The 26352-nt window shown below is 52.5% G+C and carries 30 protein-coding genes; 10 read left to right on the top strand and 20 right to left on the bottom strand.

The genetic code is table 11. The annotated features are described in order from the left end of the window. Positions 1-38: 38 nt before the first annotated feature. From JL661_RS18525 to JL661_RS03065, 13 genes are all read right to left on the bottom strand, one after another. On the bottom strand, positions 39-164 hold the full coding sequence (locus JL661_RS18525) for a hypothetical protein (RefSeq protein ID WP_004240521.1): 126 nt from the start codon (positions 162-164) through the stop codon (positions 39-41). A gap of 123 nt (positions 165-287) precedes the next feature. Further along, complete coding sequence (gene rnk / locus JL661_RS03010; protein ID WP_004236307.1) at positions 288-698, bottom strand: nucleoside diphosphate kinase regulator; 411 nt, start codon at positions 696-698, stop codon at positions 288-290. Positions 699-891: 193 nt separating this feature from the next. Beyond that, the gene (gene npr, locus JL661_RS03015; protein ID WP_004240520.1) at positions 892-1164 is read right to left on the bottom strand and encodes a PTS phosphocarrier protein NPr; all 273 of its coding nucleotides are present in this window, start codon (positions 1162-1164) and stop codon (positions 892-894) included. Positions 1165-1167: 3 nt separating this feature from the next. Then, positions 1168-2019, bottom strand: a complete 852-nt coding sequence (rapZ, locus tag JL661_RS03020) for an RNase adapter RapZ (RefSeq protein WP_004236309.1) — start codon at positions 2017-2019, stop codon at positions 1168-1170. A gap of 69 nt (positions 2020-2088) precedes the next feature. Beyond that, entirely contained in the window at positions 2089-2556 is a 468-nt protein-coding gene (gene ptsN, locus JL661_RS03025) for a PTS IIA-like nitrogen regulatory protein PtsN (RefSeq protein ID WP_004236310.1), read from the bottom strand. A 119-nt stretch (positions 2557-2675) separates the two neighbouring features. Beyond that, complete coding sequence (gene hpf / locus JL661_RS03030) at positions 2676-2963, bottom strand: ribosome hibernation promoting factor (RefSeq protein WP_004236311.1); 288 nt, start codon at positions 2961-2963, stop codon at positions 2676-2678. 23 nt (positions 2964-2986) lie between these two features. Next, a complete protein-coding gene (gene rpoN, locus JL661_RS03035; RefSeq protein ID WP_046024748.1) occupies positions 2987-4423 on the bottom strand; it encodes an RNA polymerase factor sigma-54 in 1437 nt (478 codons plus the stop codon). Between the two features lie 24 nt (positions 4424-4447). Further along, on the bottom strand, positions 4448-5173 hold the full coding sequence (gene lptB / locus JL661_RS03040) for an LPS export ABC transporter ATP-binding protein (protein ID WP_004236313.1): 726 nt from the start codon (positions 5171-5173) through the stop codon (positions 4448-4450). Positions 5174-5179: 6 nt separating this feature from the next. Then, on the bottom strand, positions 5180-5716 hold the full coding sequence (gene lptA / locus JL661_RS03045; protein ID WP_004236314.1) for a lipopolysaccharide ABC transporter substrate-binding protein LptA: 537 nt from the start codon (positions 5714-5716) through the stop codon (positions 5180-5182). Continuing rightward, positions 5697-6278 (bottom strand): LPS export ABC transporter periplasmic protein LptC, encoded by a 582-nt coding sequence (lptC, locus tag JL661_RS03050; RefSeq protein ID WP_004236315.1) that lies wholly within the window; start codon positions 6276-6278, stop codon positions 5697-5699. Before lptC ends, lptA begins: the two co-directional genes overlap by 20 nt. A gap of 40 nt (positions 6279-6318) precedes the next feature. Continuing rightward, entirely contained in the window at positions 6319-6882 is a 564-nt protein-coding gene (kdsC, locus tag JL661_RS03055) for a 3-deoxy-manno-octulosonate-8-phosphatase KdsC (RefSeq protein ID WP_062771929.1), read from the bottom strand. 9 nt (positions 6883-6891) lie between these two features. Beyond that, entirely contained in the window at positions 6892-7860 is a 969-nt protein-coding gene (gene kdsD / locus JL661_RS03060) for an arabinose-5-phosphate isomerase KdsD (protein WP_062771926.1), read from the bottom strand. A gap of 51 nt (positions 7861-7911) precedes the next feature. Next, positions 7912-8871 (bottom strand): calcium/sodium antiporter, encoded by a 960-nt coding sequence (locus tag JL661_RS03065; protein WP_032097977.1) that lies wholly within the window; start codon positions 8869-8871, stop codon positions 7912-7914. Positions 8872-9170: 299 nt separating this feature from the next. Between JL661_RS03065 and mlaF the strand changes: the two genes are divergently transcribed. From mlaF to murA, 7 genes are all read left to right on the top strand, one after another. Further along, on the top strand, positions 9171-9974 hold the full coding sequence (gene mlaF, locus JL661_RS03070; RefSeq protein WP_004236320.1) for a phospholipid ABC transporter ATP-binding protein MlaF: 804 nt from the start codon (positions 9171-9173) through the stop codon (positions 9972-9974). 7 nt (positions 9975-9981) lie between these two features. Continuing rightward, a complete protein-coding gene (gene mlaE, locus JL661_RS03075) occupies positions 9982-10764 on the top strand; it encodes a lipid asymmetry maintenance ABC transporter permease subunit MlaE (RefSeq protein ID WP_015422977.1) in 783 nt (260 codons plus the stop codon). A gap of 3 nt (positions 10765-10767) precedes the next feature. Then, on the top strand, positions 10768-11286 hold the full coding sequence (gene mlaD / locus JL661_RS03080) for an outer membrane lipid asymmetry maintenance protein MlaD (RefSeq protein WP_004240509.1): 519 nt from the start codon (positions 10768-10770) through the stop codon (positions 11284-11286). A 118-nt stretch (positions 11287-11404) separates the two neighbouring features. Continuing rightward, positions 11405-12034, top strand: a complete 630-nt coding sequence (gene mlaC / locus JL661_RS03085) for a phospholipid-binding protein MlaC (protein ID WP_004236324.1) — start codon at positions 11405-11407, stop codon at positions 12032-12034. After that, positions 12034-12324, top strand: coding sequence for a lipid asymmetry maintenance protein MlaB (gene mlaB, locus JL661_RS03090; RefSeq protein WP_004236326.1), 291 nt, complete (start codon positions 12034-12036; stop codon positions 12322-12324). The genes mlaC and mlaB overlap by 1 nt, the downstream gene beginning before the upstream one ends. Before the next feature lie 176 nt (positions 12325-12500). Further along, positions 12501-12755, top strand: a complete 255-nt coding sequence (gene ibaG / locus JL661_RS03095; protein ID WP_004236327.1) for a BolA family iron metabolism protein IbaG — start codon at positions 12501-12503, stop codon at positions 12753-12755. Between the two features lie 67 nt (positions 12756-12822). After that, complete coding sequence (gene murA / locus JL661_RS03100) at positions 12823-14088, top strand: UDP-N-acetylglucosamine 1-carboxyvinyltransferase (RefSeq protein ID WP_004236328.1); 1266 nt, start codon at positions 12823-12825, stop codon at positions 14086-14088. A 56-nt stretch (positions 14089-14144) separates the two neighbouring features. On the opposite strand, the gene degS is transcribed toward murA, so the two are convergent. The 5 genes from degS to JL661_RS03125 form a co-directional block, all read right to left on the bottom strand. Next, positions 14145-15233 carry an outer membrane-stress sensor serine endopeptidase DegS gene (gene degS, locus JL661_RS03105; RefSeq protein ID WP_004236329.1) on the bottom strand — a complete coding sequence of 363 codons (1089 nt, stop codon included), beginning with the start codon at positions 15231-15233 and terminating at the stop codon, positions 14145-14147. Between the two features lie 199 nt (positions 15234-15432). Further along, positions 15433-16260, bottom strand: a complete 828-nt coding sequence (tauD, locus tag JL661_RS03110; protein ID WP_369749900.1) for a taurine dioxygenase — start codon at positions 16258-16260, stop codon at positions 15433-15435. 20 nt (positions 16261-16280) lie between these two features. Next, positions 16281-17078 (bottom strand): taurine ABC transporter permease TauC, encoded by a 798-nt coding sequence (gene tauC, locus JL661_RS03115; RefSeq protein ID WP_036416561.1) that lies wholly within the window; start codon positions 17076-17078, stop codon positions 16281-16283. Positions 17079-17101: 23 nt separating this feature from the next. After that, positions 17102-17875 (bottom strand): taurine ABC transporter ATP-binding protein, encoded by a 774-nt coding sequence (locus JL661_RS03120; RefSeq protein WP_036416563.1) that lies wholly within the window; start codon positions 17873-17875, stop codon positions 17102-17104. Positions 17876-17877: 2 nt separating this feature from the next. Beyond that, a complete protein-coding gene (locus JL661_RS03125; RefSeq protein ID WP_062771923.1) occupies positions 17878-18915 on the bottom strand; it encodes a taurine ABC transporter substrate-binding protein in 1038 nt (345 codons plus the stop codon). Between the two features lie 359 nt (positions 18916-19274). On the opposite strand from JL661_RS03125, the gene cysJ reads away from it, so the two are divergent. Beyond that, a complete protein-coding gene (gene cysJ / locus JL661_RS03130; protein WP_062771921.1) occupies positions 19275-21071 on the top strand; it encodes an NADPH-dependent assimilatory sulfite reductase flavoprotein subunit in 1797 nt (598 codons plus the stop codon). Beyond that, complete coding sequence (gene cysI, locus JL661_RS03135; RefSeq protein WP_004236339.1) at positions 21071-22798, top strand: assimilatory sulfite reductase (NADPH) hemoprotein subunit; 1728 nt, start codon at positions 21071-21073, stop codon at positions 22796-22798. The genes cysJ and cysI overlap by 1 nt, the downstream gene beginning before the upstream one ends. Positions 22799-22855: 57 nt before the next feature. Here cysI and degQ read toward each other — a convergent pair whose 3' ends face one another. Together degQ and zapG are read right to left on the bottom strand one after the other, a co-directional pair. After that, positions 22856-24250 carry a serine endoprotease DegQ gene (degQ, locus tag JL661_RS03140; protein WP_036412945.1) on the bottom strand — a complete coding sequence of 465 codons (1395 nt, stop codon included), beginning with the start codon at positions 24248-24250 and terminating at the stop codon, positions 22856-22858. 235 nt (positions 24251-24485) lie between these two features. Next, positions 24486-24890: a Z-ring associated protein ZapG gene (gene zapG, locus JL661_RS03145; RefSeq protein ID WP_004236342.1), complete on the bottom strand. Its 405-nt coding sequence runs from the start codon at positions 24888-24890 to the stop codon at positions 24486-24488. Between the two features lie 184 nt (positions 24891-25074). Here zapG and zapE point away from each other — a divergent pair, with 184 nt between their 5' ends. Continuing rightward, on the top strand, positions 25075-26202 hold the full coding sequence (gene zapE, locus JL661_RS03150; protein WP_062771918.1) for a cell division protein ZapE: 1128 nt from the start codon (positions 25075-25077) through the stop codon (positions 26200-26202). Positions 26203-26352: the final 150 nt, after the last annotated feature.

A 26352-nucleotide genomic window follows, 5' to 3' on the forward strand; every position in this document is an offset into this window, starting at 1 on the left:
TTAACTTGCGTTATTGAATTGTGTTGTACGGATGATATTCAGACTGCCAGCAGCATAAAGCCCCGCCACAGTAATAACAGCTGCTGTTCAAAACCCAGAATGACCGGAAATCCGCCCGGAGCTCCGCTCATACCAAACAAAGATGTCAAAGAATAGGCAGCCATGATCAGTTTCCTTCAGGAAATAAAGAGAGAAACATCATGCAATAAAGGTGTGAAGAAAGGAACCCCTGAGGAAGCTGCGCCCGCAGATTGCCTGAAACGGACGCAGAACCGGCTTAAAGCGGATTAACGGTGTAACTCACCGGCAGCTTCAGGCTGATAGATAATTTCTGATACTTTTACGCGCGTTGCTTCACCGTTCGGCAGTTCCCATGAGATCTCATCACCGACAGAAAGCCCGAGTAACGCAGCTCCCAGTGGTGCCATCACAGACAGCTGTTCAGCACTGTCTTTCAGTGAAGCCGGGTACACCAGGGTACGGATACTCTCTTTCCCGCTCGATAAATCTTCAAAGCGGATGCGGCTGTTCATCGTCACGACCGTGGCTGGCATTTCTGCCGGCGGCAGGATTTCCGCGCGATCCAACTCTTCATTCAGGGCTTCGGCAACCGGACTGTCAGCATAAGCCGGCTGTTCCAGCAGCATATCCAGACGCTCCGCGTCCAGTTCATTAATAATTATATTGGGCTTTTTCATACCACACTCCAAATCATTTCCAATACAAAAGAACACCCCCCACACCAGAAGGAGGGGGGTGCTCATTTGATAATTAATCTGATAGTAGGCTGTTCTCCCCCGAAAGGAAAGAGATCAGGATCACGAACCGCCGGGCTGCGTGAACGAAACAGCGTATCAGTTTTCTTTAAGTAAAATATTTCGGTTAGTATAACTAATCTTCATCAAAACCTGAATCAAAAAGGGAAATAATTGCCTCAATGGCAGAATTTTCATCAGGTCCTGTTGCTTCCACTTCAATAAAACTGCCCTGTTCGGAATCCAGCATCAGCATGGCGAGCACACTGTCTGCCCGGGCTTCTTCATTTTGCTTATTACGGAATACCACCGTTGACCGGAAGGTCTGGATCAGTTCAAACAGTTTCATGGCCGGCCGGGCATGCAGCCCCAGCCGGTTTTTGATTTCAACCTGACAACGGATAGTCATGGATTATTTCCGCTTTTCCAGTGTCCGGTGGCGCGACTGCACGTTTTTCCCGCGTGAGCGGAAGTAATCCGCCAGTTGCTCCGCCACATAGACAGAACGGTGTTTCCCGCCGGTACAGCCGATAGCGACGGTCAGGTAGCTGCGGTTGTTGGTTTCCAGCATCGGCAGCCACAGTTCCAGATAACTGCGGGTCTGGTAAATAAAGTTATGTACTTCCGTATGGCGGTCGAGGAACGCCGCCACCGGTTTATCCAGACCGGTCATCGGACGCAGTTTCGGATCCCAGTGCGGGTTCGGCAGGAAGCGGACATCAAACACATAATCCGCATCAATCGGAATGCCGTGTTTAAACCCGAACGATTCGAATACCATGGTCAGCTCGCGTTCGCGTTTGCCGAGCAGACGGGTTCTCAGCATTTCTGCCAGTTCATGCACTGACATTTCAGAGGTATCGATAATCAGATCCGCACGGGAGCGCAGCGGCTCCAGCAGATCGCTTTCCTCATCAATAGCGCTTTCCAGCGAGAGATTTTTACTGGAAAGGGGATGCAGACGGCGGGTATCACTGTAACGGCGGATCAGCGTATTGCGATCCGCATCCAGGAACAGCAGCTGGGGTGAGAAACTGTCCGGTAATCTGGTCAGGGCTTCCTCAAACACCTCCGGAGACTCCGGCATATTGCGGACGTCAATACTTACTGCGGCAGAGGTATCGCGTGTTGCCAGGGTAGCGGCAAGCTCCGGCAGAAGAGTGACCGGCAGGTTATCAACGCAGTAGAAACCCATATCTTCCAGCGCCCGCAGGGCAACAGATTTACCCGAACCAGAGCGGCCGCTGACAATCATCAGCACCATGAGGGGACTCCCTATCGTTTCTCTTTCAATGGCAATACGCCATTATCCGTTGTCGTCAGCCGGTTATCATCACTCAGTGATGATACTGTACAGCTCTTCATCGCTTTGCGCCTGACGCAACCGGCGGCAGAGCGCTTTGTCAGCCAGTTTTTTGGCCACTAACGACAGTGTGTGTAAATGCGTCTGACACTGATCAGACGGAACAAATAACGCAAACAGAATGTCCACATTCTGATTATCAATCGCATCAAACGCGATAGGTTGCTCCAGGTGTAAAAATACGCCGCAGGCGGTTTGCGCCTCGCTTTTGTCCAGTTTTCCGTGGGGGATGGCAATCCCGCCACCGATACCGGTTGTCCCGACTTTTTCCCGTGTAAGGAGTGCCTCAAACAGCGTGTTTTCCGGCAGCGCCAGCGCGGTGGCAGCCAGTTCACTGATAATCTCCAGCGCGCGCTTCTTACTGGTACAGTGAATATTATTGCGTGTACAGCTGATACTCAGTACATCGCTCAGGGACAAATTTGCTTCGTTATTCATTTCATTGTTCACTTAGGATCAGAATCCCGGCAACCACCATGGTAACCGGGATCAGAGCACTGCTTTTTCCTGAGAAAATTCAGACTGTTAATTCAGTCATGCACCCGGGTGCAGAAAATTTACCGGTTTCTCAGTTTTTCTTTGTGTTTGGACAACTGACGGCCGAGTTTTTCTGCCATCTCATCAATTGCCGCGTACATATCCTCTTTTTCCGCTGAGGCGTGAAGATCCGCACCGTTTACCTGAGCCGTTGCCTCCGCAATTTTACTCACCTTTTCAATCCGCAGGATCACCTGAACGCTGTTAATTTTATCGAAAAACTGCTCCAGTTTCTTACACTTGGCTGTCACAGTCTCACGTAATGCGTCTGTAATTTCAACGTTGTGGCCGGTAATTTGTAATTCCATAGTGTCTTCCTTCTCAATGTGTATCAAATCAGCTGTTTACGCTGATTTGAGGGCGGGATGGATAACGACTCACGATATTTCGCGACAGTACGTCTGGCGACCTGAATGCCCTGTTCGGCAAGCATATCGGTCAGTTTGCTGTCGCTGAGCGGTTTCGCCGGATTCTCGGCGGCAACCAGTTTTTTCACCAGTGCACGGATGGCTGTGGAGGACGCCTCGCCCCCGCTGTCAGTACTGACGTGGCTGGAGAAAAAGTACTTCAGTTCAAAGATCCCCCGCGGACTGTGCAGAAATTTCTGTGTTGTCACCCGGGAAATGGTTGATTCATGCATCTCAACCCGCAGTGCGATATCTGCCAGCACCATGGGCTTCATATATTCTTCGCCCTGTTCAAAGAACGCCTGCTGCTCTTCCACAATACAGGTCGCGACTCTGAGCAGAGTATCGTTCCGGCTTTCCAGACTTTTAATGAGCCACTTTGCTTCCTGCAAATTGTTGCGGATAAACTGACTGTCACTCTCACTGCGGGCCCGCGAACCCATTGCGGCATAGTGATTATTGACCCGCAGACGGGGAATGCTGTCGGAATTGAGTTCCACTACCCAGCGTTCGCCGTGTTTTTTCACGAGGACGTCAGGAATAACATACTCTGATTCTCCGGTGTTGACTACCAGGCCCGGACGCGGTTCCAGCGACTGGATCAGATCAATAGCGGATTTCAGTGCCTCTTCTTTCAGTTTGGTCACCCGGCCCAGGGTCCGGAAATCCCGGTTCCCCAACAATGCCAGATGCTGATCAGCGATAGCAAGGGCTTCTTTCAGGCTCGGGGTTTCCGGCGGCAGAATTTTCAGCTGCACCATCAGACACTCCCGCAGGTCGCGGGCGCCCACACCCACCGGATCAAAACGCTGGATGCGCTTGAGTACGGCTTCCACATCTTCGGTGGTGACTTCATCGTCACCGATACTCAGGCGGATATCATCGACAGAAACGGTCAGATAGCCGGTTTCATCAATCGCATCGATGATTGAGAAGGCAATTGCGGCATCGGTTTCGGTAAAGGGGGTCAGGCGGGCCTGCCAGATCAGATAATCCTGTAAGGTTTCGGTGGTTTCACCCTGATAGAGCGGCAGTTCATCGTCGCCGTAATCATTGCCGGTGCCGGACGGTGTACCGGCGGTGTAGATTTCTTCCCACTGTGCATCCAGCGGCAGATCATCCGGCATGGCGGTCTGTTCGAGAGCCTCGGCGCTGTCCAGCTCTTTCTGTGGTTCAGATTCAGCCGGCGTGTCAATTTCCTGATGGTTATCATCAAGTTCCAGCAACGGGTTAGATTCCAGCGCCTCGCGGATCTCCTGCTGGAGTTCAAGCGTGGAAAGCTGCAACAAACGGATAGCCTGCTGAAGTTGTGGCGTCATCGCCAGTTGCTGGCTGAGTTTAAGCTGCAGACTCTGCTTCATTACGGACACGGGCTCCTTACGGCATTACAGGCGGAAACCTTCGCCTAAATAAACACGTTTAACCTGCTCATTATTCAGAATGGATTCCGGGCTGCCGTGGGCAATCATATGGCCCTGGCTGACAATATAAGCCCGTTCACAGACATCCAGTGTTTCGCGGACGTTGTGGTCAGTGATCAGGACGCCGAGCCCGTAATCACGGAGGTGCTGAATAATCTTTTTAATATCAATAACAGAAATCGGGTCAACACCGGCAAACGGTTCATCCAGCAGGATGAATTTCGGGTTGGCGGCCAGCGCGCGGGCAATTTCCACACGGCGGCGTTCACCCCCGGACAGTGATTGCCCCAGGTTATCGCGCAGATGGCTGATATGGAACTCTTCCATCAGCTCTTCCGCCCGCTCCCGGCGTTCATCATTGTTCAGATCTTTGCGGATTTCAAGCACCGCCATCAGGTTCTGCCATACCGTCAGACGACGGAAAATAGAGGCTTCCTGAGGCAGATAGCCAATCCCTTTGCGGGCACGTTCATGCAGCGGCAGCAGGGAGATATCTTCATCATCGATGCTTATCGCACCGGCATCACGGGGAACAATACCCACGACCATATAGAAGGTCGTGGTTTTCCCGGCACCGTTCGGGCCGAGCAGCCCGACGATTTCGCCGGAGCTGACTTCAAGCGTCACATCTTCGACGACTTTGCGCCCTTTGTAGGCTTTGGCTAATTTGCTTGCAGTTAATTTTGCCATAAATCGTTACTTACCTTTCTGGCCGGTTGCCGCCGGGCCTTTTTCCTGAAGTTGTGACGGCAGCAGTACGGTAGTCACCTGTTTGCCTTTGTCACTGAATGCCTGCATCTGCTGTGTCGGCACCACGTAGGTAATCTTGTCACCGGTGATATTGCTGTCCAGCTGTTCCAGGTAGGCATTACCGGTCAGCGTGACCAGTTCATTGGCCATTTCGTAACGCAGTTTGCTGCCGCGTCCTTTGATTGGCTTACCGTTATCCTGCATCTGGTAGAAGGTCACCGGATTACCGAATGCTTCGATCACCATTTTATTGGAATCGCCGCCCGGACGGGTGACCACCACTTTGTCAGCGCGGACATCAATTGTTCCCTGTTTTACCACGACATTGTCAGTAAATGTGGTGATATTTTTTTCTAAATCAAGGGCTTGTTTTAATGATGTTACCGTCACCGGCTGCTGTGTATCTTCTTTTAACGCCAAAGCAGGGACACTGACGGCCAGAATTGCTGTTGCAATCAGAGTATTAAGGATGTTTGCTTTCATTTGGGATCTCATAGTAAGTCTGTACATCTTTGATCAGTTCCGCATTACGATTGCGTAAATTACCCCGCATCTGCAATCCGACGGAACGCAGTCCTGTTCCCGTGATGGTGACTTTATCGTCAGAACTCACATCCTGGGTTGTCAGATTGACTTCGGCGTTATCCGTGGTGATCTGCCTGAGCTGTGTATCGGTGGTCAGGCTGTCAACCTGCACATCACCGTATAAATATAACATTCTGTCATTGGTTAATTTGGCCCGCTTTGCACGAATCGTCCAGGTGGCGGTTTTATCAGGGTCGTAGGTGGTCAGCACCGGATTAGTAAACCAGGTTATTTTTTCCTGAGCAAAGTTCTGCACATCATCCGCATTCAGCCGGTACGCCAGCAGCCCTGTCGGCTCGTAAGCCAGGGTTGAGGACGTTTGGGTTTTATACGTCGGCGTACCGTCTTCCACAATCTTACCGTCGGTGTCACCTGAACGGGTGACCGACAGGTTCCAGCCGAGCAGACCGAGGGCGATAAGCGCCAGAATAATGATCAGCCAAAGCTTAAATTTACTCATGAGATCCCTGATAAAGCCATTATAACCAATGAAATTCTCTTCAGACGGACAGGCCTCTGGCCGCATCCAGCTTATTTTGTGCCAGCAGAATCAGATCGCACAATTCGCGGACAGCCCCGCGGCCGCCTGCAATCTGTGTAACATAATCCGCTTTGGGTAACAATAACGGGTGGGCATCCGCCACTGCGGCGGATAAACCGACCTCTGCCATGACCGGCCAGTCAATCAGGTCATCGCCGATATAGGCGACTTCGCCGGGGCGAAGTACCAGTTTATCTAATAGTTCGCGATACGCCAAAAGCTTATCGCTCTGTCCCTGGTAAAGATGTGTAATTCCGAGTGTATTGGCACGATCTTCCAGTAATTTGGCTTTACGACCGGTAATTATCGCCACCTCCACTCCGGAGGTCAGCAGGCAGTGGATACCGTAGCCGTCACGGACATTAAATGCTTTCAGTTCTTCACCGCTGTTGCCCTGATAAATCAGGCCGTCAGACATCACGCCGTCCACATCACAGATAAGAAGCCGTATTTTAGCGGCTTTTTCCATAACTGTTTGCGCTATCGGGCCATAGCAGGTGTCAATAGTGGTAATTTGTGTCATCGTCAGTCCTTACACCACTCCGGCCTGGAGCAGATCATGCATATGCAGTACGCCGAGCAGTTTATCACCTTCTGTGACTAATAAAGAGGTGATATGACGGGACTGCATTAAATTCAGTGCCTCAACCGCCAGGGTATTGGCTTTGATGCGGATCCCGCCCGGGGTCATCACATCGGCAATCTGGCAGTTATTGAGGTCTGTGCCCGCATCGAAAATCCGGCGCAGGTCACCGTCAGTGAAAATGCCCTGAATAATCATGTCATCGTCACAGATAACCGTCATACCCAGTTTTTTACGGGTGATTTCCACCAGTGCTTCGCGCAGTGAGGCGGTTTTCGGCACACGCGGGATATCATCCCCGGTGTTCATCAGGTCGGAAACCAGTAACAGCAGTTTGCGGCCGAGCGCGCCGCCCGGATGTGAGAGGGCAAAATCTTCAGCGGTAAAGCCGCGCGCCTGTAATAAGGCAATCGCCAGCGCGTCACCCATCACCAGTGTGGCGGTGGTGCTGGTGGTCGGCGCAAGGCCGAGCGGGCAGGCTTCCTGCGGGACTTTAATACACAGATGAATATCCGCTGCTTTTCCCATAGTACTGTCCGGGTTGCCGGTCATGCAGATAAACGGGATGTTCTGACGTTTGATAACCGGGATCAGCGCCTGAATTTCTGAGGATTCACCGGAGTTTGAAATTGCGATAACCACATCTTTCTTTGTGACCATCCCCAGGTCGCCGTGTGCGGCTTCACCCGGATGCACAAAGAAGGAAGGGGTACCGGTGCTGGCAAATGTCGCGGCCATTTTGTGGCCGATATGACCGGATTTTCCCATCCCCATGATGATCACTTTGCCTTCACAGCGGAATATCAGTTCACAGGCTTTATCGAAATCATCATTAATATACTGTTCGAGTGACGCGAGACCTTCACGTTCAATCCGGAGGACACGTTTACCTGTTAGTTGAAAATCAGTTCGGGACATCAGTTTTTTCTCACTTTCAGTATCTGTCTGTGTATTAATGGCTGACGCTTATCAGCCGGTAAAAAGGCTTATCAGCCAGGCGGTGAACGCACTGAGCAGAATAATGCCTTTCAGCCGGTTCAGCCGCTGGTTCCGGCCGGCCGCAAAGAAAATAAATAACACACCGGCCGCGATCATCACGGCGAAATCGGTCATAAAACTGTCTGCTGCCATCGGCGCGGTGGCTAATAACGCCGGGATCCCCGCAACGACCGTGGTATTAAACAGTGTCGCGCCGATAAGATTCCCCAGCGCGATATCTTTTTCACCTTTGACCGCCGCCGCAATCGTGGTGCACAGTTCCGGCAGACTGGTACCGACAGCCAGGATAGTCAGTCCGGTGATGCGCCCGCTGATCTCCGCATAGCGGGTGAATGCAGAGGCGTTATCGATCACAATCCGGACCGCCACCGGCATAATCAGCAACCCGGCGACCAGCCACAATAAAGCAACCGGCAAATTATTTTCCTGCGGCAGTTCATGGTTTTGTTCAGTAGTGAAGCCGTCATACTGATCCCGCCGCGCCATTGCGGCAATTTTCACCACCAGCCAGAGACTGGCGAGCCCCGCAAGCACCAGAAACCCGCCCTGAACCCGCGTGATACCGCCGGACCAGATAAACAGCCCGAACAGCGCCATTACGGCCAGCATCAGCGGAAGCTCACGGCGCAGCACCGCCGACTGCACACTCAGCGGGCGGATAAGGGCGGCGAGGCCTGCAATCAGCAGTAAATTGGTAATATTGGATCCGATAATGGTGCCGAGCGCCAGATCCGGCTGCCCTTCAAGCATCGCACCGGCGGAGGTCAGCAGTTCCGGCAGCGACGTACCGGGACCGGCCACCAGAATACCGGTGATAAACGGGGAGATGCCGAGAGAACGGGAGAAAACCGCCGCACCGTACACAATCCGGTCAGAGGCATAAACCAGCAGAATCAACCCGGTCAGTAAAAGGATGCTGGTAAGTAACATGGCTCTCCTCCGGGCTGAAAAACAGTCAGAAATAATGAAGTACGGGAAATTGAGGGTATTGTACGGGCTGAGGCGCAAAAGTAAAACAGACGTTTTGCGCCCGGCGGGGGCGTTAATGTTAAATGCTGATATACTTGTGTATCACGCTGTTTATACCCCGTTACTCAGGGGTGATAAATAATTCAGACAGTAACACCCGCATTTAAAGGCGAAAACTGCCGGATTTTTTTATATTATGATGGGTCAGTCCTGTATGTGTTGCAGAAACACAAAAAACATAACGTTAAGGTTGTGAGGTCATGAACCGACAGACGGAAAATATTATTGAGATCCGGAACATGTGCTTCCGGCGCGGTTCGCGCATGCTGTTTAATGATATCAGCCTGGATGTGCCGCGCGGCAAAGTGACCGCGATTATGGGGCCGTCCGGGATCGGGAAAACCACACTGTTACGCCTGATTGGCGGGCAGTTACGCCCGGACAGCGGCGAGATCTGGTTTGACGGCGACAATATCCCGGCACTTTCCCGCAGCAGACTCTATCAGTCGCGCCGCAAAATGAGCATGCTGTTTCAGTCCGGCGCATTATTCACGGATATGACAGTCTATGACAACGTGGCGTTCCCGCTGCGCGAGCATACCCGTCTGCCGGAATCCCTGATCCGGACAACCGTGATGATGAAACTGGAAGCGGTTGGTTTACGCGGGGCGGCAAACCTGATGCCGTCAGAACTCTCCGGCGGGATGGCACGGCGTGCGGCACTGGCGCGGGCCATTGCTCTGGATCCGGATCTTATCCTGTTTGATGAGCCGTTTGTCGGCCAGGATCCGATTACCATGGGTGTGCTGGTAAAACTGATTGATGAACTCAATCAGTCGCTGGGTGTAACCTGCATCGTGGTCTCTCACGATGTGCCGGAAGTGCTCAGTATTGCGGATAAGGCTTATATCGTCGCGGAGCAGTCCGTTATTGCACAGGGCACCGCAGAAGAGTTGCAGGAGAACACCGAACCGCGTGTGCGCCAGTTCCTGGATGGTATTGCTGACGGACCGGTTCCTTTCCGCTATCCGGCGGGTGATTACCAATCAGATTTATTAGGATAAACGAGACATGTTGACACAGGCACTTGCTGCTTTGGGACGCCGCGCGTTAGCGACATGTGCGTCTTTCGGGCGGTCAGGATACATGCTGTTCCGTGCGCTGTTCGGCAAACCGCAGTTTGCCCGGCAGTGGCCGTTGCTGCGCAAGCAGCTGTACAGCGTCGGTGTGCAGTCCCTGCTGATTATTTCAGTATCCGGGCTGTTTATCGGGATGGTTCTGGCCTTACAGGGATATCTGGTTCTGAAAACCTTCAGTGCGGAAGCCAGCCTTGGCATGATGGTGGCGCTGTCGCTGCTGCGTGAACTGGGGCCGGTGGTGACCGCACTGCTGTTTGCCGGACGCGCCGGTTCTGCGCTGACCGCGGAAATCGGGCTGATGAAAGCCACAGAACAGTTATCCAGCCTGGAAATGATGGCGGTGGATCCGCTGCGCCGTGTGATTGCACCGCGTTTCTGGGCCGGTTTGATCAGTATGCCGTTGTTATCCATGATTTTTGTCGCCGTTGGTATTCTTGGCGGGGTCATGGTCGGGGTGGACTGGAAAGGGATCGATGAAGGTTTCTACTGGGCTTCCATGCAGGCCAATGTGGACTGGCAGAAAGATGTGATGAACTGCATTTACAAGAGTGTGGTTTTCGCCTTCACCGTCACCTGGATTGCCCTGTACAACGGGTATGATGCTATTCCGACGTCTGAAGGGATTAGTCGGGCAACAACACGCACGGTCGTTCATTCATCGCTTGCCGTGTTAGGGTTAGATTTTGTGCTTACGGCACTGATGTTCGGGAATTAAACAATGCAAAGCAAGAAAAATGAAGTTTGGGTCGGGCTTTTCGTCTTAATTGCCATTGCGGCGATTATCTTCCTGGCACTGAAAGTGGCGGATATCCGCTCTGTCGGCAGCGAAAAAACCTACCGCGTGTCTGCCACCTTTGATGATATCGGCGGTCTGCAGGCCCGTTCACCGGTAAAAATCGGCGGTGTGGTGATTGGCCGCGTCAATGACATCCGTCTGGACAAGGACTATAAACCGGAAGTGACGCTGGATATCTACAGTCAGTATGACCAGATTCCGGACACCAGTTCGTTATCTATCCGCACCTCCGGTCTGCTGGGTGAACAGTATCTGGCGCTCAGTAAAGGGTTTGAGAATACAACCGATCCGGATCTGCCGATGACTGAAATGCTGAAAGACGGCAGCCGTATTCAGGACACCAAACCGGCGATGGTGCTGGAAGATTTAATCGGTCAGTTCCTGTATAAGAGCGGCGACGGCGAAGGGGGTAATACCCCGGCACCGGCTGCACAGCACTGATACGAAAAGTAATGTAAAAACGGATATTTTTGCCCGCAGAGGCAGACATCCTGCATAATACTGTTTACCGAAGACACCTTCACGGCGGAAAGTGCCGGTGATTAATCAGGAGTTGATTATGTTTAAGCGTTTACTGATAGCGGCGATGCTGGTGGTGATGGCCCCGTTTGCCGGAGCTGTTGACCAGACAAATCCGTATACACTGATGAACGATGCGGCGGCGAAAACCTTCAGCCGTCTGAAAGCCGAACAGGCGCAAATCCGGCAGAACCCGGACTATCTGCGCACTGTTGTTCAGGAAGAATTACTGCCGTATGTGCAGATCAAATACGCCGGTGCACTGGTGTTAGGCTCTTACTACAAAGATGCGACGCCGGCACAGCGTGATGCTTACTTCAAAGCCTTTGAGGCTTATCTGGCACAGGCATACGGCCAGGCACTGGCAATGTACACTAACCAGACTTATCAGATTGATCCTGCACAACCACTGGGTGATAAAACCATCGTGGCTATCCGTGTGACACTGACAGAGCCGGCAGGGCGTCCGCCAATCCGTCTGGATTTCCAGTGGCGTAAAAATACCAAAACCGGTAACTGGCAGGCTTATGACATGATTGCCGAAGGCGTGAGTATGATCACCACCAAACAGAATGAGTGGGCATCTATTCTGCGTCAGAAAGGGGTTGATGGTCTGACTGCGGAGCTGGAACGCAGCGCGAAAACCCCGATTACCCTGGATCAGAAATAATGACGGCTGCGCTGACGTGGGAAAAACAGGGTGAAACGCTCGCCCTGAACGGGGAACTGGATCGCGATACACTGCTGTCGTTCTGGAATGCACGTCAGCAGCAGATGAGCGCCGTGCAGACGGTGGATGTTTCCGGTCTCAGTCATGTGGATTCTGCCGGGCTGGCCATGCTGGTCCGTCTGCGGGGAGAGCGCCCGGAAGCGCCGTTTGTGTTATCCGGAGTAAGCGCTAACTTGCAGATGCTGATGTCACTCTACGGCGTTGAGTTTGAATTCAGTCAGAACGCGTGAATTTAAAATAATGTAAATAACGGCGCGACAGATACATATTTGCCGTTATTTTCCGTAAGGTAACTGCCTCCGGTTGTGTCACCACAGCCGGAGGCATTTTTAATGGTTTAAGAGCGGGGCATATTCGATTACGATAGTGCCTATAACACACAATCTGATAACCAATTTGAGAAATTATGGATACGAATGAAATCAAACAGGTGCTGATGGATAAGTTAGCACTTACTGACGCAATTGTGACCGGTGACGGCAGCCATTTTCAGGTGATCGCGGTCGGCGATCTTTTTGACGGCATGAGCCGCGTTAAACAGCAGCAGGCCGTGTATGCGCCGCTGATGGAATATATTGCGGATAACCGTATCCACGCGTTGTCTATCAAAGCCTATACCCCGGCTCAGTGGGAACGGGATCGTAAACTGAGCGGGCTGTAACCGCGGCGGCTGACAATGCAGTGACAAGTAACGCGGCAGCAATTAATGATAATGAGAGTGTCTACAGATGGATAAATTTCGGGTAAAAGGTCCTTCCGTTCTTCAGGGCGAAGTGACTATCTCAGGGGCAAAAAATGCAGCATTGCCTATCCTGTTCGCTGCAATTCTGGCGGAAGAACCGGTTGAATTACACAATGTGCCGGAACTGCGGGATATCGACACCTCTGTGAAGCTGTTAACGCGGTTGGGTGCAAAAATTGAGCGCAAAGGAACCACACTGCGTGTGGATGCCTCTGCAATTAATGAATATTGTGCACCTTATGATCTGGTCAAAACCATGCGCGCATCTATCTGGGCGCTGGGGCCGCTGGTGGCCCGTTTTGGTCACGGTCAGGTTTCTCTGCCGGGCGGCTGTGCTATCGGTGCCCGTCCGGTTGATTTGCATATCACCGGTTTAGAGCAGTTAGGGGCGAAAATCACCCTCGATGAAGGGTATGTCAAAGCGGAAGTGGACGGTCGCCTGACCGGTAACACTATCGTGATGGACAAAGTCAGCGTGGGTGCCACCATCACGATTATGTGTGCGGCAGTCCTGGCGAAAGGCAAAACCGTTATCGAAAACGCGGCCCGTGAACCGGAAATTGAAGACACCGCTGCATTCCTGAATGCGCTGGGTGCCAAAATCACCGGCGCAGGGACTGACCACGTAGTGATTGAAGGTGTTGAACGCCTCGGCGGCGGCTCTCACACCGTTGTGCCGGATCGTATCGAAACCGGGACATTCCTGATCGCAGCGGCAGTTTCACGCGGTAAAATTCTGTGCCGTAACGCCAAGCCGGATACACTGGATGCGGTGCTGGCCAAGCTGCGCGAAGCCGGGGCGGAAATCGAAACCGGTGACGACTGGATAAGCCTTGATATGAAAGGGCAGCGTCCTAAAGCGGTCACTTTCCGTACCGCGCCGCATCCGGGCTTCCCGACAGACATGCAGGCGCAGTTCAGTCTGCTGAATCTGGTGGCGGAAGGCTCCGGTATGATCACGGAAACCATCTTTGAAAACCGCTTTATGCACATTCCGGAACTGATCCGTATGGGGGCTCACGCGGAAATCGAGAGTAATTCTGTGCTGTGCCACGGCGTGGAAAAACTGTCCGGTGCTCAGGTGATGGCGACCGACCTGCGTGCATCGGCAAGCCTGGTGCTGGCGGGTTGTATCGCGGAAGGTACCACAATCGTCGATCGTATTTATCATATCGATCGCGGTTATGAGCATATTGAAGAGAAATTACGCGGCCTGGGTGCGGATATCGAACGCATTCATTCAGCGGAGTAATTCTCTGATGTAAGCCATAAACAGAAAAGAGCGGATATCCGCTCTTTTTTTGTGTCTTATTCCTGTCCGCCGGGGGAGGGAGTGAACTCCTCGATGGTCACATCGACAGACCGCATCTGACCATTGCGTAACAGGGTGACCGGCACAACACTGCCCGGGCTCAGTTCCGCCACCTGATCCATCATTTCGAGTGGTGAGGTGCTCGGTTTGTTATTGACGCTGGTGATGATATCCCCGACCTGAATCCCGCCTTTATCCGCCGGGCCGTCACGGGCAACCTGAAAGACCCGCAGACCGGTTATCTGATTGATATCACTGTTGTTAGTCCGGATCGGCGGCAGCTCTTTGGAGGTGATGCCGATATACCCCCGGATCACACGGCCGTCTTTTATCAGTTTATTCATAATGCGCAGGGCAAGCTCTGCGGGGATCGCCAGCCCGATGCTGTCACTCATCCGTGACGGATCATTGCTGTCGTAAGACATGGTATTGATGCCGACTAACTCGCCTTCGGTATTGACGAGTGCGCCGCCGGAGTTACCGGCCATAATCGAGGCATCAGTCTGGAGAAAATTCTGGCGGCGGGTCGGACTCAGCCCGACACGGCCCATTGCACTGATAATGCCCTGGTTAACTGTCTGCCCGACATTAAACGGGTTGCCGATCGCCAGCACCACATCACCCACATGAGACTGACGCTTCGGGTTGATCGGGATCACCGGCAGTTTATCGGTGGTATTGATTTTCAGCACCGCGAGGTCGGTCAGATCATCCGCGCCGATCAGCATGCCTTCATACAGGCGGCCGTAATTACCGTATTGCAGGGCGATCAGGATCTGATCGGCGTTTTTAATGACGTGCTGGTTAGTCAGGATATAACCCTGATCATTCATGATCACACCGGAACCGAGGGAGGTCATTTCGGGACCCTGCTGGGAGAGGCTGCCCATATTACTGCTGTAAACATTGACCACGGCAGGCGCGGCGCGGCGTACCGCTTTGTTGTAGCTGACCGGTTCGTCATTATTAAACAGATGGGTAAACCACTGGGTCACAAATTGCGGGCGAATAGACGGGACACTGACCAGAAGCAGGGCAGCCACGAGAAGTCCCATAAAAACGGAGCGCAATAATTTAAACCACATAGTCCTTAACCGGTGTTGTGAGTACGGGAAGCAGATACTTCCGGCAGAATAGCATAATCCGGGGAAATTATATGTGTGTAATTGCGGTATTTTATGATGTGGTACAAATAAACAGGTGCGGTATCAGACGGTTATTTATCACTGACGGTTATGAGTCTGTCAGCCGCCGGTCACTGACAGTCTCATGTGGTACAGCCGGTTAAACGGGTTTATCCCCCATCACGGTTGCTCTGTGCATAATGCGGTGAAAATCGCCGTAATCAAAACTGGCGAGATGCTGGGTGCAGCGGTTATCCCAGACCGCCACATCGCCGTCCTGCCAGTGCCAGCGGACAAAATATTTCGGCTGTGTGCTGTGTTTAAACAGGAACGTCAGCAATGTATCACTCTCTTCCGGGCTTAATTCACAGATCCGGCTGGTAAAACCTGCGGTCACAAACAAGCCCTTCTTCCCGGTGACCGGATGGGTTCTGACCAGCGGATGACGTCTCGGCGGGAAATCGCGGCGGGCTTTTTCCAGCGCGGCTTTGGCTTCCCCGGTCTGCGCAAAACGGCTGTCCGGAAAAGAGAGGCTGATATCATGTTCCGCCGTCAGGCCGGATAAAAATTCCTGCAACGGCGGTGATAAATCATCATAAGCCCGGGTCAGGCTGGCCCACAGAGTATCGCCGCCGAAAGGGGGAACCTGTACCGCGGATAACACACAGCCCATGGCCGGTTTTTCCAGAAATGTCACATCAGTGTGCCACAGTTCGTTATCCTTCAGATCAAGCAGGTGGCTGTCGAGCACAATCAGTTCCCGCACATTTTTATGTGAAGGAAAAACCGGATGTATATGCAGTTCTCCCAGCGCAGCGGCAAAGTCCCGCTGAGCTTCCGGTTTGATATACTGCTGGCGGAAAAACAGCACCTGATGTTCCAGTAAGGCATCCTGTAATACGGCCAGCGTGGCGGCATCCGGTGTCAGGTTAAGATCAATGCCGCTGACGTGCGCGCCGATAGCGGGTGTTAATTGTCTGATATCCATATTCATTACCTCTCTGTCGGTTAAGATTCTTTGCCGTACCACGGCACTAATGCCTGCTGCAAATGACGCAATGCCAGTTCGATGGCGAGTGCCACCACGGCAATCACTGCGATACCGGTGATGACAATACCGGTGTTAAGAAACTGCGCGGCGGACTGCACCATAAACCCGAGCCCCTGCTGTGCCGCGACCAGCTCTGCCGCCACCAGGGTTGACCAGCCCACGCCGAGACCAATCCGGATCCCGGTCAGCATCTGCGGCAGTGCTGACGGCAGGATCACATATCTCAGTACCTGAAGCCGGTTTGCTCCCAGTGACTGCACGGCGCGGATCCGGTTTCCCGGCGCGGCCATAATGCCCTGCATCGTTGAAATCAGGACCGGAGCGAGAATCGCTAACCAGATCAGCAGGATCTTGGTGGTTTCCCCGATCCCGAACCAGATAACAATCAGCGGCAGGTAGGCGAGCGGGGGAACCGGGCGGTACAGTTCAACCACCGGATCCAGTATTCCGCGTATCCGTGAACTCAGCCCCATCAGTACCCCCAGCGGGATCCCGGTGATAACCGCCAGAAGCAGCGCTTTGAGCATGCGGTCAAGGCTGGCCGCCAGGTGCTGCCACAGCGTGGCATTCATGTAACCGGATTCGGATAACGCCAGAAACTGGTGTCCTATCTGAGCAGGGGCGGGTAAATAGAGCGGATTAACCCACTGAAATGCGGTAATCAGCCACCAGCCGGTAATCAGCACGGATAAACTCACAATGCTGAGTAATAAACGGCTGTGGCGGGGTTGTTTATTTCCGGTTATATCTGCCATTGATGTCACTCCGTGTCCGTTAATTAACCGCGCTGATACGCCATTATTTTGTCTGACAGTGTGTCGCGGTGATGAATAAACGCCGGATCCGATTTAATCTCACGGATACGCCGTCCCTGCGACCATTGTTTATAAAACGGGGGTTCTTCTCCGGATATTATCCGGCCGGGATACGGCGCCATTAATATCAGCTTTGTGGCCATTAACAGTGCCTCTTCAATATCATGAGTAATAATAAAAAAGGCACTCTGCTGTTTTTGCCACAGCGTCAGAATTAAGGATTGCATCTGTTCTCTGTTGGCGGCATCGAGTGCGCCGAAGGGTTCATCCATCAGAATAAAATCAGACTTTACAGCCAGTGCCCGTGCAATACCGACCCGCTGACGCATACCGCCGGAGAGTGACCAGATATTGTCGGTAATAGCATGCAGTAATCCGACTTTTTGCAGGTTTTCTTCGACAATCGCTTTTTCTTCCTGCTTACCGAGCTTTTTAATTTTCAGTCCCAGTGCGACATTTTCATAGACATTCAGCCAGGGCATCAGTGCGTCATTCTGAAATACCACGGCTCTGTCAGAGGCGGGATGCTGAATGTCGTTTCCGTTCCGCGTTATTTTTCCGCCGGAGGGCGTTAAAAACCCGGCAACAATATTCAGCAGCGATGTTTTTCCGCAGCCGGAAGCGCCGAGAATAACGGTAATACCGTTATCCGGAATGGTTAAATTAATACCGGATAAGGTTGTCTGCGGCTGACCGTGATAAACCAGATCAATATTCTCCAGTACGATATCTGCCATTATTATTTCCCCGCCGCTGTGGTGACGGCCTCCGTATTGATATTTCCGGCATAGGAATCTTTAACCGAATCAATACTGCCCTGCTGCTGTAAAAACAGCGCGGTATTGCGGATATCATCCGCCAGGGTGGTCGTCAGGATCTGTTTTTGTTCTTTCAGAACGGGATAATCACTACCCGCCATCACGCCTGGTACATCTTCCGGGCGGGCACCGGTCAGTCGTGCAATTTTGCCTGTGATGTCAGGAAAGTCCGCAATAGTATTTTTGTTCCGCTGATACCACTGAACCTCAATATCAGTAACGGCGGCAAACTGCGCCAGAACATCAGGATGCTGTGCAGCAAATTTGCTGTCCGCGACCCACAGGTCATAGGTTGGTTTACCCCATGCCCGTACGTCGCGGCCGGAAATCAGGATCTGTCCGTTTGCTTTCAGCTGACTTAAGGCCGGTTCCCAGACATAGGCTGCATCAATATCACCTCTCTCCCATGCTGCGGCAATCTCAGCAGGCCGCAGATTAATCAGCTGTACCGATTTTTCATCAACATTCAGGTTCTCCAGTGTCGCAAGCAGGCTGTAATGGGCCGTGGAGGTAAAAGGTACGGCAATTTTCTTACCGGCCAGTCCGCCTGACGGATTACGGTCATTGCGGACAATCAGTGCCTCGGCGGAGTCAGGAATGCCGGAAATATAAAAAACCTCCACCGGCAGTCCGCGGCTGGCGGCAACAGTAAACGGCGCGGAGCCCATATTGGCGATATCCGCCTCACCGGCAGCCAGGGCGGTCAGCACATCCGCGCCGCTGTCGAATTTTTTCCAGATAATCTGTTTACCGGTGGCGGCCTCATAGGCGTGGTTTGCCTGTGCAATTTTGCCGGGATCGATAATCGCCTGATAAGCGATCACCACCGGTTTTTCAGTGGTTGCCTGTGGTGCAGGCGCTTTCTGGCTGTAAATAAATGCGCTTATCACCGCCAGCGCCGCCAGTAAGGACAAAATGACCTTTAATTTATTTTTTTTCTGAGGCTGATATAACGACATTATTTTCTTCCGTTATGAAGTCATGAGTAGTTATCTATTTAGTGTCAGAGAATATATTCCGGGAAAGAATTACTTTTTATATTGAAATGCCTTTTTGTTATACATGAATAATATTCCCGCTGAAGATCATTTTTCAATTAAAAGGAAGGGTGAGAAATTCGTTATTTTTTACGTGTAATTCATTGTTTGTCTAAGTGTGAATTCCGAAAATATACGATTAATGAATAATCGTCATGATATATCAGATTATTTAGTTATGAGTTATGGCTTTATTTTCTTATTCTCAATAAGCCGTAATACGATAACCTGGGAAATAACGGAATAATAACCACAATGAGCAATGCGGGAGTAACAGGACTATGGCAGCACAGATATTACCGGAACAGGTATTTCCGGTTTCTGCGGAGCAGCTTGCGGCTTTGCAGACGGTAACAGCAGATTTTACCTCTCAGCAACTGGCCTGGTTATCCGGTTATTTGTGGGGACGGGGAAGTACGTCTGTGCAGACAGCTATTCTACCGGCATCAAATACAACAGACAGTGACATTATTACCATTATTTCCGCGTCACAAACCGGTAATGCACGTCGCGTATGTGAAGAATTAAAAACGCGTTTTCTCAGTGAAAAATTTGCGGTTAATTTGGTAAACGCCGGAGAATATAAATATAAACAGCTCGCCCGGGAGAAGATTGTCATTATTGTGACATCCACTCAGGGGGACGGTGAACCACCGGAAGAAGCGGTGGCGTTTTATAAATATCTGCATTCATCAAAACGCCCGGATCTCAGCGCAACAGCGTATGCCGTTTTCTCGCTGGGAGATTCGTCATACGAAAAATTCTGTCAGGCGGGTATTGATTTTGATACTCAGCTGGCAAAAGCCGGGGCAACCGCACTTGTGCCGAGAGCGGATGCGGATGTGGATTATCAGCCTGCGGCAGCGGCGTGGACAGACGCACTGACACAGGTGCTGAAAGAGAGAGGTATTGCCGCGGGTAATCCGCCGCCGGTGGTTGTACCGGCGGTCAGTGCCACTGAAAACCGTTACAGCAAAGACACACCGCTGACAGCATCTCTCTCTGTTAATCAGAAAATTACCGGCCGCAATTCCCTGAAAGATGTGCGGCATATTGAAATTTCCGCAGGGGATTCCGGTCTGCATTATCAGCCCGGGGATTCCCTCGGGGTCTGGTTTGAGAATGATCCGGCACTGGCGGATGAAATTATCAGCCTGCTGCATGCAGATGCGGCAACGGAGATCACAGTGTCCGGCAATACCTGCACATTGCGCGAGGCGCTGATCCGGCATCTGGAGCTCACACAGAATAACGGGGTGACGGTCAGCAAATACGCACAGTTATCACAACATGACGCGTTATCTGCACTGATCAGTGATAAGCAGGCCGCGCTGTATTACGCGCAGAAAACACCTGTCGCGGAAATGCTGCGTCAGGCGCCTTCCCGGCCTTCAGCGCAGGCTTTCGCCGGTATTCTCCGGCCGCTGACCCCGAGACTCTATTCCATCTCATCATCACAGGCAGAAGCGGACGATGAAATTCATCTGACCGTCGGCGTGGTGCGTTATGACACAGATGGCCGGGCACGGACCGGCGGGGCTTCCGGGTTTCTCGCCGATCATATACAGGAGGGCGGGGATGTGCGGGTTTTCATTGAGTCTAATGATAATTTCCGACTGCCTGCCGACCCGGATGTGCCGGTCATTATGATCGGTGCGGGCACCGGTATTGCGCCGTTCCGTGCCTTTATGCAGCAACGGGAAAATGACGGTGCCTCCGGTAAAAACTGGCTTTTCTACGGCAATCAGCATTTTACCGAGGATTTTCTGTATCAGACCGAATGGCAGCGCTATGTGCGTGATGGTGTGCTGACCCAGATCTCGCTGGCCTGGTCGCGGGATAAACCGGCGAAAACCTATGTTCAGGACAAACTGCGCGAGCAGGGAGCGGACGTGTGGCGCTGGATTGAGGACGGCGCACATATTTACGTCTGCGGTAATGCGGGCCTGATGGCCAGTGATACCGAAGATGCATTACTGGAGATCATCAGCCGGTACGGTAACCGGGATCATGAATCAGCCGATGAGTTTTTAAGTGAGCTGCGCACAGCGCGCCGGTACCAGAGGGATGTCTATTAATGAGCGATAAATACAACGGGCCTTTAATCGTGGAAGGCAAACTGAGCGACAGCGAAAGAATGAAGCGCGACAGCAACTATCTGCGCGGCACCATCAAAGAGGATCTGAAAAATGGTCTGACCGGCGGATTTGAAGGGGATAACTTCCTGCTGATCCGCTTTCACGGCATGTATCAGCAGGATGACAGGGATATCCGGGCGGAACGCACAGAACAGAAACTGGAGCCGCGTCACGCCATGATGCTGCGCTGCCGTTTGCCGGGAGGTGTGATCACACCGGAACAGTGGCTGAGAATAGACAAATTTGCTGCAGAACAGACGCTGTACGGCAGTATCCGGATCACCAACCGGCAGACCTTTCAGTTCCACGGCATTCTGAAAGGGGATGTCAAACCGGCGCATCAGATGCTGCATGAGGCGGGGCTGGATTCACTGGCAACCGCCAATGATGTGAACCGCAATGTGCTCTGTACCTCGAACCCGGTTCAGTCCGGCCTGCACCGTGAAGCGTATGAGTGGGCGAAAAAAATCTCTGAGCATCTGCTGCCGCGCACCCGCGCTTATGCTGAAATCTGGCTGGATAAAGAAAAAGTGGCGGCAACCGATGAGGAACCGATCTTAGGTGAAACCTATCTGCCGCGTAAATTTAAAACCTCAGTGGTGATCCCGCCGCTGAATGATGTTGATCTGCACGCTAATGATATGAATTTTGTGGCGATTGAGGAAAACGGTAAACTGATTGGTTTTAATGTGCTGGTGGGCGGCGGCCTGGCGATGACTCACGGTGATACCGCGACTTTTCCCCGTCTGGCCAGTGAGTTCGGCTTTATCCCGCTGAAAGATACCCTGGCGGTGGCAGAGGCGATTGTCACCACTCAGCGCGACTGGGGAAACCGGACGGAACGCAAAAATGCCAAAACCAAATACACGCTGGAGCGGGTGGGGGTTGACACATTTAAACAGGAAACCGAACGGCGTGCCGGTATCACGTTTTCCCCGATCCGCCCGTATGAATTTACCCTGCGTGGTGATCAGATCGGCTGGTTAAAAGGGATTGATGACCACTGGCATCTGACGCTGTTTATTGAAAACGGGCGTCTGATTGATTTGCCGGGCAAACCGCTGAAAACCGGCGTGGCGGAAATCGCCAGAATCCACCGGGGAGATTTCCGGTTAACCGCCAATCAAAACCTGATTATTGCCGGTATTCCGGAGGCGGAAAAATCCCGTATCGAATCCCTTGCGCGGGCACACGGCCTTATCAGCGACAATGTCACACCGCTGCGGGAAAACTCAATGGCTTGTGTGTCATTCCCGACCTGTCCGCTGGCAATGGCGGAAGCGGAGCGGTTTCTGCCGGAGTTTGTCACAGAGGTTGAGAAAATTATGTCCTCGCACGGCGTGGGAAATGAAGAGATTGTTCTGCGGGTCACCGGTTGCCCGAACGGCTGCGGAAGAGCCATGCTGTCGGAGGTGGGATTGGTCGGCAAAGCGCCGGATCGCTATAATCTGCATCTCGGCGGTAACCGCACCGGCACCCGTATCCCGCGCATGTACCGCGAAAATATCAGCTCAGCGGTGATTTTATCGGTGCTTGATGAGCTTATCGGACGCTGGTCACAGGAGCGGACGGACGGGGAGGATTTCGGCGATTATCTGATCCGCGCCGGGGTGGTAAAACCGGTTCTGAATTCCGCCGTGGATTTTTATGAGGCAGGTGCTGCCTGAAATAAAAAACCGCGCCGTTTTACGCGGCGCGGTTTCTGTATTCACAGCAAAAATGTATCAGCGGCCGGCATTATTCAGCAGCAGATAAATATTGTCGTCGCCGCGTAAAATATTCAGTGCCAGCACGCTTGGCTTGCCGTCGATAATTTTGCGCAGTTCAACAATGGTCATCACACGCTGGTTGTTGACGCCGATAATCAGGTCTCCCGGCTGAAGGCCGGACATGGCCGCCGGAGAATCTTTCTGTACCGCGTCAATATTCACGCCTTTATTACCCTCTTTATTACTGCCGTTGCTCAGGGTTGCGCCCTGAAGCAGAGTGGTCAGGTTTTCCGCTTTGGTGGTCTGCCCTTCGCTGTCATCCAGGATCACGCTGACTTCCAGCGGTTTGCCTTTGCGCAGCAGACCGATTTTCACTTCTTTACCCGGTGCGGTGGTACCGATTTTGGCTCTCAGTTCCGCAAAGCTGCTGACGCGTTTGCCGTCAACTGAGACCAGCACGTCACCGGACTTAATCCCCGCTTTGGCAGCGGCGGATTTCGGGATCACTTCACTGACAAACGCCCCGCGCTGAGCTTCCACACTCATTGCCTTGGCGATATCTGCGTTCATTTCAGCACCGCGGATGCCGAGGGAGCCGCGTTTGACTTCACCGGTGGCAATCAGCTGTGAGGTCAGGTCTTTGGCCATGTTACTCGGGATAGCAAAGCCGATCCCGATATTACCGCCGCCCGGTGCCAGAATCGCGGTGTTGATACCGATCAGTTCACCGTTGAGATTGACCAGCGCACCGCCGGAGTTACCCCGGTTGATGGAGGCATCGGTCTGGATAAAGTTTTCCAGCCCTTCCACATTCAGACCGCTGCGGCCTAATGCTGATATAATCCCGGAGGTCGCGGTCTGACCCAGACCAAACGGGTTCCCGACAGCAACGGTGAAATCACCGACGCGCAGTTTATCGGAATCCGCCAGGGTGATGGCGGTCAGGTTCGGGGCATTTTTCACCTGTAACAGGGCAATGTCGGTCTGCGGGTCACGGCCGATTAAGGTCGCGTCATATTTGCGGCCGTCATTGAGCTGGATCTGAATTTTATCCGCATTCTGAATAACGTGGTTGTTGGTCAGAATATAGCCTTTCTGTGCATCAATAATGACACCGGAACCCTGTCCCTGGAACGGACGGACACTTTCCTGCTGTGACGGCATATTCGGGCCGAAGAAGAATTTAAACTCTTCCGGCACCTGCTGGCGGGCAACGGCGGTACCGGAAACTTCCACGCTGACCACAGCGGGCAGCACTTTTTCCAGCATCGGTGCCAGGCTCGGCAGAGATTCGCCGGTGGCCATTTTGGCCGGTAAGGCCGCATTTGATACTGCAGGCAGCGTCGCGAGGGATAACCCGAGGCTGATGGCAACAGCACTGAGCAGGTTTTTTTTTTTTTTATTCATCATTCGTTTTGTGTCTCATCAATTAATAAGCTGAATCTGCAGGCATGAGAAGCCGCAGCATACGCAGATACTCCTATGACTCTATGTGTGTGTAAAAGTTCCTCATTCAACGGAAATAAAACAACCTTTACAAGGCTTTACGTGAACTGAAGATTAGTGTGGGGAATGGTTTGGAAGACTGTATTAAGCGGCTGAATTCAGGCGAAAAAAAAACCGCAGTCGCCTGCGGTTTCAATGATTAGCTTTCTTTGTTTTCGACGGGACGGAACAGGCCGGATGAGCCGTCTGAATAATCACGCGGCGGCATTTTTACCGGCGCCTGGTCATTATCGGCCTCAGCTTCCGTCAGGCGGTAGCTGAACGGATTATCCTGTGCGGACAGTTCCGGCATAAGTTCTGATGAACTTTTCGCCATGTGCTGATATAACTGGCGGTAATCTTTCGCCATATTATCCAGCAGTTCTGCACTGCGGGCAAAGTGGCTGACCAGCTCTTTGCGGTACTCTTCCAGTTCGGCCTTGTTTTTTTCCAGGTCCCGTTTCATGGCTTCCTGCTCTCTGAACTTAGAACTGCCCAGACGAACGGCCAGCGCACCAATGATTAAACCAACTGCTAATCCGATGAGTGCATATACCCAAATCATGGCTACTCCTTTAAGTGCATCATGCGCGTTAGAATCTGTTGTCACTATAACCGGATTTGCTGTCCGGGGGGAATAGTGAAGGTAAGGCTTTCCGGCATTATCCCGGATTTCCGGGTATAATACCCGCCGCTACATCATAAAAATCTCAATAAAAACCTCTGATAATATTAAGGGATTACCGTTTATGAGCACAACACCGCGTGAGTTGTATCAGCAGGCACTGAACGGCAGCGGATTTGCGCCGGACGACGTGCAGCGGCGTACCGTTGACCGGCTGACAGAGATGCATCAGGCGCTCCTGATGCGCACACCATGCTCCCCTGAGCCGGAAAAAGGGCTGCGCGGCACCCTGAACCGCTGGCTGAAAAAAGCCCCCGCGCCGGTGAGTTGTCCGCCGGTGCAGGGTATTTATATGTGGGGCGGGGTCGGGCGCGGCAAGACCTGGCTGATGGATCTGTTTTATGACAGCCTGCCCGGGCCGCGTAAGCTGCGGCTGCATTTCCACCGCTTTATGCTGCGGGTGCATGAGGAGCTGACGGCGCTTCAGGGACATGAAAATCCGCTGGAGAACATTGCCGACGGCTTTGCACAGGAAACGGATGTTCTCTGTTTCGATGAATTTTTTGTCTCCGATATCACGGATGCCATGATCCTCGGCACTCTGCTGGAAGCCCTGTTTCAGCGCGGTATCGCGCTGGTGGCGACCTCCAATATCCCGCCGGATGATCTGTACCGTAACGGATTACAGCGCGCCCGGTTTCTGCCGGCCATTGATCAGATCAAAAAATACTGTGATGTGCTGAATGTGGATGCGGGGATTGATTACCGTCTGCGCACGCTGACTCAGGCCCATCTGTGGCTGACCCCGGCGGATGCGGAAACGTCAGCGGCAATGGACAGCATGTTCTCCCGGCTGACCGGCGGACAGAAAGCCGGTCAGGCGGCGCTGACCATCAATCACCGTCAGCTGCCGGTGGTGCGGGAAACGGATGGTGTGCTGGCGGTGACTTTCCGGACACTGTGTGAGGATGCGCGCAGCCAGCTCGACTATATTGCGCTGTCGAAAATCTATCACACCGTGCTTTTGTATGAGGTTCCGGTGCTGACCACGGAAAATGAGAATGCGGCGCGGCGTTTTCTGGCGCTGGTGGATGAGTTTTATGAGCGAAAAGTAAAACTGATTATTCAGGCGCAGAGCGGGATGGATTCTCTCTATCAGGGGCAGTTATTGTCCTTTGAGTTCGCCAGATGCCTCTCCCGGCTGCAGGAAATGCAAAGTGAGGAGTACCTGAAACTGCCGCATCTGGTATAATGCGCCCCCCTGAAAAGGGTTTCGGGGAAATTTTTTTAATTTGGGGTCGATTTTTTGCAGGGACTTCTCTATAATCTTGCGACCCCACGTTACAGCGGTTTTCTTTATTTCCCAAAGAAGACTGCAACTAGCGCCAGATGATTCTGCTCG

Origin of the sequence: Morganella morganii (genome assembly GCF_019243775.1) — a bacterium.
GTDB classification, from domain to species: Bacteria; Pseudomonadota; Gammaproteobacteria; order Enterobacterales; family Enterobacteriaceae; genus Morganella; species Morganella morganii.

What these genes read in the sequence shown, in the direction of transcription:
- JL661_RS18525 (WP_004240521.1), bottom strand. Translation starts at nt 164, where the DNA reads ATGGCTGCCTATTCTTTGACATCTTTGTTTGGTATGAGCGGAGCTCCG.
- rnk (WP_004236307.1), bottom strand. Translation starts at nt 698, where the DNA reads ATGAAAAAGCCCAATATAATTATTAATGAACTGGACGCGGAGCGTCTG.
- npr (WP_004240520.1), bottom strand. Translation starts at nt 1,164, where the DNA reads ATGACTATCCGTTGTCAGGTTGAAATCAAAAACCGGCTGGGGCTGCAT.
- rapZ (WP_004236309.1), bottom strand. Translation starts at nt 2,019, where the DNA reads ATGGTGCTGATGATTGTCAGCGGCCGCTCTGGTTCGGGTAAATCTGTT.
- ptsN (WP_004236310.1), bottom strand. Translation starts at nt 2,556, where the DNA reads ATGAATAACGAAGCAAATTTGTCCCTGAGCGATGTACTGAGTATCAGC.
- hpf (WP_004236311.1), bottom strand. Translation starts at nt 2,963, where the DNA reads ATGGAATTACAAATTACCGGCCACAACGTTGAAATTACAGACGCATTA.
- rpoN (WP_046024748.1), bottom strand. Translation starts at nt 4,423, where the DNA reads ATGAAGCAGAGTCTGCAGCTTAAACTCAGCCAGCAACTGGCGATGACG.
- lptB (WP_004236313.1), bottom strand. Translation starts at nt 5,173, where the DNA reads ATGGCAAAATTAACTGCAAGCAAATTAGCCAAAGCCTACAAAGGGCGC.
- lptA (WP_004236314.1), bottom strand. Translation starts at nt 5,716, where the DNA reads ATGAAAGCAAACATCCTTAATACTCTGATTGCAACAGCAATTCTGGCC.
- lptC (WP_004236315.1), bottom strand. Translation starts at nt 6,278, where the DNA reads ATGAGTAAATTTAAGCTTTGGCTGATCATTATTCTGGCGCTTATCGCC.
- kdsC (WP_062771929.1), bottom strand. Translation starts at nt 6,882, where the DNA reads ATGACACAAATTACCACTATTGACACCTGCTATGGCCCGATAGCGCAA.
- kdsD (WP_062771926.1), bottom strand. Translation starts at nt 7,860, where the DNA reads ATGTCCCGAACTGATTTTCAACTAACAGGTAAACGTGTCCTCCGGATT.
- JL661_RS03065 (WP_032097977.1), bottom strand. Translation starts at nt 8,871, where the DNA reads ATGTTACTTACCAGCATCCTTTTACTGACCGGGTTGATTCTGCTGGTT.
- mlaF (WP_004236320.1), top strand. Translation starts at nt 9,171, where the DNA reads ATGAACCGACAGACGGAAAATATTATTGAGATCCGGAACATGTGCTTC.
- mlaE (WP_015422977.1), top strand. Translation starts at nt 9,982, where the DNA reads ATGTTGACACAGGCACTTGCTGCTTTGGGACGCCGCGCGTTAGCGACA.
- mlaD (WP_004240509.1), top strand. Translation starts at nt 10,768, where the DNA reads ATGCAAAGCAAGAAAAATGAAGTTTGGGTCGGGCTTTTCGTCTTAATT.
- mlaC (WP_004236324.1), top strand. Translation starts at nt 11,405, where the DNA reads ATGTTTAAGCGTTTACTGATAGCGGCGATGCTGGTGGTGATGGCCCCG.
- mlaB (WP_004236326.1), top strand. Translation starts at nt 12,034, where the DNA reads ATGACGGCTGCGCTGACGTGGGAAAAACAGGGTGAAACGCTCGCCCTG.
- ibaG (WP_004236327.1), top strand. Translation starts at nt 12,501, where the DNA reads ATGGATACGAATGAAATCAAACAGGTGCTGATGGATAAGTTAGCACTT.
- murA (WP_004236328.1), top strand. Translation starts at nt 12,823, where the DNA reads ATGGATAAATTTCGGGTAAAAGGTCCTTCCGTTCTTCAGGGCGAAGTG.
- degS (WP_004236329.1), bottom strand. Translation starts at nt 15,233, where the DNA reads ATGTGGTTTAAATTATTGCGCTCCGTTTTTATGGGACTTCTCGTGGCT.
- tauD (WP_369749900.1), bottom strand. Translation starts at nt 16,260, where the DNA reads ATGGATATCAGACAATTAACACCCGCTATCGGCGCGCACGTCAGCGGC.
- tauC (WP_036416561.1), bottom strand. Translation starts at nt 17,078, where the DNA reads ATGGCAGATATAACCGGAAATAAACAACCCCGCCACAGCCGTTTATTA.
- JL661_RS03120 (WP_036416563.1), bottom strand. Translation starts at nt 17,875, where the DNA reads ATGGCAGATATCGTACTGGAGAATATTGATCTGGTTTATCACGGTCAG.
- JL661_RS03125 (WP_062771923.1), bottom strand. Translation starts at nt 18,915, where the DNA reads ATGTCGTTATATCAGCCTCAGAAAAAAAATAAATTAAAGGTCATTTTG.
- cysJ (WP_062771921.1), top strand. Translation starts at nt 19,275, where the DNA reads ATGGCAGCACAGATATTACCGGAACAGGTATTTCCGGTTTCTGCGGAG.
- cysI (WP_004236339.1), top strand. Translation starts at nt 21,071, where the DNA reads ATGAGCGATAAATACAACGGGCCTTTAATCGTGGAAGGCAAACTGAGC.
- degQ (WP_036412945.1), bottom strand. Translation starts at nt 24,250, where the DNA reads ATGATGAATAAAAAAAAAAAAAACCTGCTCAGTGCTGTTGCCATCAGC.
- zapG (WP_004236342.1), bottom strand. Translation starts at nt 24,890, where the DNA reads ATGATTTGGGTATATGCACTCATCGGATTAGCAGTTGGTTTAATCATT.
- zapE (WP_062771918.1), top strand. Translation starts at nt 25,075, where the DNA reads ATGAGCACAACACCGCGTGAGTTGTATCAGCAGGCACTGAACGGCAGC.